The following is a 5,069-nucleotide window of genomic DNA, read 5'->3' as shown; positions in this document are numbered from 1 at the left end:
TTTGCTAAGACGGTTGACAACGATGGCAAGGTCAACTTTGAAGTAAGAATGAAGAATTAAGAATTTAGAATGAAGAATGAAGAATTAAGAATTAAGAATGTAGAATTAAGAATGTAGAATTAAGAATTTAGAATTTAGAATCTGGGGGGGTGAGATGCAAGCAAGCTTAAATCGTTACTGGGTAGTAATTTTAGCCCATAAGTGATCAAAAGATACATGCTGTTTTGGGCTGACATTTGACATAGTGATAAGGCTCCCTCGCTTCCACACAATCAAAGTCGGGTTAGTTTCCGAGTGTATCTTACCTGAGCTCATTGGCGTCAAAGCCTTATATACTACTAAGCTTTTTAGGGCTCATGTCACCCCCCGAGATGTATAATTCTAAATTCTGCATTCTAAATTCTGCATTCTAAATTCTACATTCTAAATTCTGCATTCTAAATTCTGCATTCTACATTCTACATTCTACATTCTACATTCTAAAATAACGTAGTCGGAGCATAGGGGATAATATCAGGATCGAATCCCCCCACTTGATTAGTGCGGATAACCCAAAGTTTAGCGCCATGGTTTAACAAAAGACTAGCGATTTCGTCATGACCACGTCGTGGTAGTATAGTGCGCCAGCTAGCAAGTCCTCTTAAAATCGAAGTAATTGGACTTTCACTGGTAGCAACTCCCACCAAGGTTTCAGCATTTTCCCTCCAGTCACTACGAACAATTCCTAGGGGAGTCAGCTGTTGTTCTAGTGCTTGTCCCAACTCGGATAATTGTTGAAATCGCTGAGTTTGGGGATGATCTGGATGACTGTTCAACCACTCTTGAATTTCAGGATTGTCATTCACTTCATCTTCTATCTGTTGGATGGCTACATAAAGCGCTTGATTGGAGTCTTGCACACAGGACTCTGCTGGTGAAGCCAATGCTGCACCGTCACCATCCCCCGTGCGGTAGCGAGCCATCATGACTTGTAACTGATGCTTCAATTCATCCAAAGGTGATAGTTTAATATCACCAAACTCGTAGTCTTGGGTGACAGCATCCAATTTAACAATCACATCAGAAACAGGTCGATTGCCTAACCAACCCCGCTGCAAATTTCCCATATAGTTCGGCCATTTGATTGACCCTGCAATAATGCCATCGGGGTTACTAGCATAAACTTGCTGGTACTCTATATCAAAGCGTAATTCATCGCTTAATGGGTCACGCACTACATGAGCAATACCATAGGCAAAGTGACCGCTTACCATATTAAAAAGGACACGTTCATCTTTTTTATTACCACCAATTCCCCCATAAAGATGGATGACAATTCCCCGGTCTCCCTCCTGCCAAGGGGATATCGCAGCGTCTGGTTGTTCAGCTAAAGGATCCAGCAGAACTGTCTTGGCAGTACCTTTTTGCTGTTCGGTATTTTCCCAATTTTTTTCCTTAATGTAAGTTACCCCTTCCTCAACTCCCAAAATTACTTGATCTGGCTCTAGCATCATCAAAGCCCTAGGTTCAATCCCTTGGGTAACAAAAATGCCGTCAGGATCCTGAGCACCATAAATATACCAACCAGCGCTATTTAGAGGAGAGTCTTCAATCTGGGAATTGGTAGATCTAGGGATGTCATACCGGTCAGCCACCACTTGAGGAATACGAATAATTTCTTGAGGTCCATCAAATTGTTTTGAGTCTTTATTAAAGTGAGATACTTGAAAGCGATCGCTTTCAAGTGTCTCCCGCTTAATAATGGTAACCAAGCCATAGAAGCGACCGGTAATTTGCACTGGGTCTTCGGCAATAGTCAAAGATGTCGTTGTTTCTGACTCAGTCACAACTGGATTGTTTACCATGACAATCACATTATCGTCAGGTCTGGCTGCAGCCAAAGATTCCAGGGGACCTACCCGATTCAGATGATTTAATCGAACCGGATGCATAGCGCCCCCTGTCATGCTATCTTCAGTGGTTTGATTAAAATTAATATCTATGGTAACTCGCTTCACATAGTCTTGGATCCCTGGAGCATCCTTACTCCATCCTAAGGTCACAATCTCTCCTACCAGATGCTGATACTCCGGAGCAGCATGGTAGACTTCAAACAGTACGGAATCATCAGTTGTTCGTTCATCCTTTTGCAGCTCGATCAGTCGTCCTATCCACTCACTAACGGGTTGATAAAGACTTGATGATAGGGTCTGATTGATGGGATAATAGCTAGGTTGATTAATCTGATCGTTACGACAAAGTTCGTAGTTAGATGGTTTCGGTTCGGTCATTTTTTTCTGGGCTTGAGAGTAGATAAAAAATACCACCCCGATTACTAAAATTAGGATAACCAGGACGATTACCAAAGGGTTTTGGAGATTTACCATTATTACTATGGTTTTTTTAAGGGAACAGGGAACAGGGAATCGGGAATCGGGAATCGGGAATCGGGAGTCGGGAATCGGGGTAATAAAATTGACTGTACCTGATAATTATGACAACCGCTTTAATAGTATAGTCCTTGCAATTACCTATCTCCAAACTTCTCATAATTTCCTATCTTTCCCACACTCCCCACACTCCCCACACTCCCCTTTCTCCCCACACTTCCCACACTTCCCACACTTCCCACACTCCCCTCTTGCCTCTTGCCTCTTGCCTCTTGCCTCTTGCCTTTAATCCCCTACTCCCTACTCCCTTTAATCTGACGCAGCCACATCCATCCTAGAACGGCTATTACCAGAGACACCCAACCGGTCAAGGGCTTTAGCAACAAAAATCCTCCAATTCCTAACATTGCTCCAAACATTAGCAATATCGATGCCAGCACCCGTTTTAGATCGTGTTCCAAATCCTGGATTGGGGCTAAACCGGTGCGAAGCTGCTGACGTTTCCAGCCAGGCCCTGCTGGACGCACCCGTCGATAAAATTCATCTAAGGTGGTATCAGATTCTGGTGGAGTGAGCAACATTACCACTACCCACAACACACCAGTAATTCCAGCTGTTACTAGCAGACGCCAACCAAAGTCAGGAATCTGAATAACTGGCACGACACTAGTACCAAACCCGACTACAAAACCAGCAACCATGGCGGTTAGTTCAGCAGCAGCATTAATCCGCCACCAGAACCAACGTAACATTAACACTAATCCCGGTCCAGTACCAATGGCAATTACTAATCGGAACACGGTGGCAACGTCTGTGGCAAAGAAGGCGGCAATTGCTCCTAAAACTGTGACCAGCACTGATGCGATCCGCCCCACTAAGACTAGTTCCGATTCTGTGGCTTGGGGATGAAAAAAGCGCAAATAGAGGTCATTAGTGAGATAGGAGGCTCCCCAGTTAATGGAGGTAGACACAGTACTCATAAATGCGGCAATCAGGGAGGTTACCACTATCCCGAGCATGGCTGGTGGCAGAAAATCTAGCATCAGTTTGGGATAGCCCAATTCCCGGTCTGCCAAATCTGGATAGATTACCATTGCGGCTAGGGCAACTAGGATCCAGGGCCAGGTCCGGATTACATAGTGAAAGATATTGAATAGCCAAGCCGCTTTCTCGGCATCTGCTTCATTTTTGGATGCGGCCAGGCGCTGGACAAATTCACCACCGCCATCACTGCGACGCCATGCCCACCATTGCAGGAAGATATAGGCAGAGAATGTGCTAGCACTGATGCCAGCGGTTTCACTCCAACTAATCCCTCCGGAACCGACAGTGAGGGGAAAAAAGGCTAGTACATCCTGTTGGGTGACTTCCTGCACTTTTGGGACTAGTTGATGAATACCACCGACATGGTTAATGGCAACTACAGCAACTATCATTGCTCCGAGTAGGGCAAAAAAGAATTGGAAGAAATCCGTAGCTACTACGCCCCACAGTCCAGCAAAGCCAGCGTAAACTAAGACTAGAACACTTACTCCCAATACACTCCAGAGTTTTACACTACTGGCTTCGGGCGCAATACCAAGGCTTTGCCAAATTTCTAGAGCACCTACGACTTTGACCATGGCTAGCATGGCATAGCCAATGGCAATACAGTTGATTGGTACCGCAAACAGAAAGGCTTTGGTTCCCCGTAATAGGGCAGCTATCGAGCCACCATAACGGATTTCCGTGAGTTCGGCATCCGTAACAATTTCTGACCGTCGCCACATCCGGGCAAAGATGTAAATCATGATTAGATGGGATATGCCAAAACTCCACCATTCCCAGTTGCCCGCAATGCCTCGATTGCCAACTACCCCGGCAATGTAGAGGGGGGTATCTATGGAAAAAGTAGTGGCAGCCATACTGGTACCGGCTAACCACCACGGGAGCGATCGCCCCGAAACAAAGAAATCCACAAGACTGCCGGAAGCCTTGCGCGAGAGGTATAGTCCTAATCCGAGGGACAAGACTAAGTAGACTAGGACAATCAGCCAATCAACGAGTTGCATAAATTCCGGTTGCTGGTCACGGATTGAGATATCATATCAGATTCGGACGGGATCCCCCTCCCGTCCCCCTTAATAAGGGGGAAGCCAGTGCGTAGGGTGCGTTAGGGGCGGGCTTGCCCTCATGTTCAACCTCTTCGAGCCTGGTTGGAACCGCCCGCCCCGTAACGCACCACGGGATCAAACTACGGTATGGTTGATATCTACATCGATCTGGCTGCGGAAGAAGCGATCGCTGCTGAGAAAGGGTGTAGGGTGCGTTAGGGACGGGCTCGCACTGATTTTCCGCCTCGTAGTGTTGGGATAGCCCGTCCCGTAACGCACCGCCAGTGTTGGGACGGGCTCGCACTGATTTTCCGCCTCGTAGTGTTGGGATAGCCCTTCCCGTAACGCACCGCCAGTGTTGGGACCGCCCTTCCGAAAATTGCCACAGGCTGGAAGCCTGTTCCACGCAAACATGCCCGTTTCACCCACCGGGTCAAACAGCATGGATGGAGATGCACCCCAATAGGCAATAGGGGCAACAGCTCCAGAGTTTTTTAGTAAAATAAAACAGATGCACCCAATCCGGAAATAGGGAGATATTTGATATGGTTTTCCCCTTGCCAGATAAATACATTGACCTGCTCACGGATTTCGGCTTTAAGCGCGT

The 5,069-nt window shown here is 46.6% G+C and carries 4 protein-coding genes; all 4 read right to left on the bottom strand.

Annotation, left to right across the window (positions count from 1 at the left end; genetic code table 11):
• Window positions 1–479: 479 nt before the first annotated feature.
• Window positions 480–2,366 (bottom strand): abortive infection protein, encoded by a 1,887-nt coding sequence (locus F6K37_RS31755; protein ID WP_287254555.1) that lies wholly within the window; start codon window positions 2,364–2,366, stop codon window positions 480–482.
• Between the two features lie 16 nt (window positions 2,367–2,382).
• The gene (locus F6K37_RS31750; protein ID WP_154659958.1) at window positions 2,383–2,529 is read right to left on the bottom strand and encodes a hypothetical protein; all 147 of its coding nucleotides are present in this window, start codon (window positions 2,527–2,529) and stop codon (window positions 2,383–2,385) included.
• A gap of 133 nt (window positions 2,530–2,662) precedes the next feature.
• A complete protein-coding gene (locus F6K37_RS31745) occupies window positions 2,663–4,420 on the bottom strand; it encodes a sodium:solute symporter family protein (protein ID WP_287254553.1) in 1,758 nt (585 codons plus the stop codon).
• A gap of 177 nt (window positions 4,421–4,597) precedes the next feature.
• Window positions 4,598–4,876, bottom strand: a complete 279-nt coding sequence (locus tag F6K37_RS31740) for a hypothetical protein (RefSeq protein WP_287254551.1) — start codon at window positions 4,874–4,876, stop codon at window positions 4,598–4,600.
• Window positions 4,877–5,069 lie beyond the last annotated feature (193 nt).

Origin of the sequence: Moorena sp. SIO4E2, from assembly GCF_010671945.1 — a bacterium.
In the GTDB taxonomy this organism is placed as follows: domain Bacteria; phylum Cyanobacteriota; class Cyanobacteriia; order Cyanobacteriales; family Coleofasciculaceae; genus Moorena; species Moorena producens.
The sequence above is the reverse complement of the archived record's forward strand: the minus strand, read 5'-3'. Positions and strand labels throughout refer to the sequence as shown.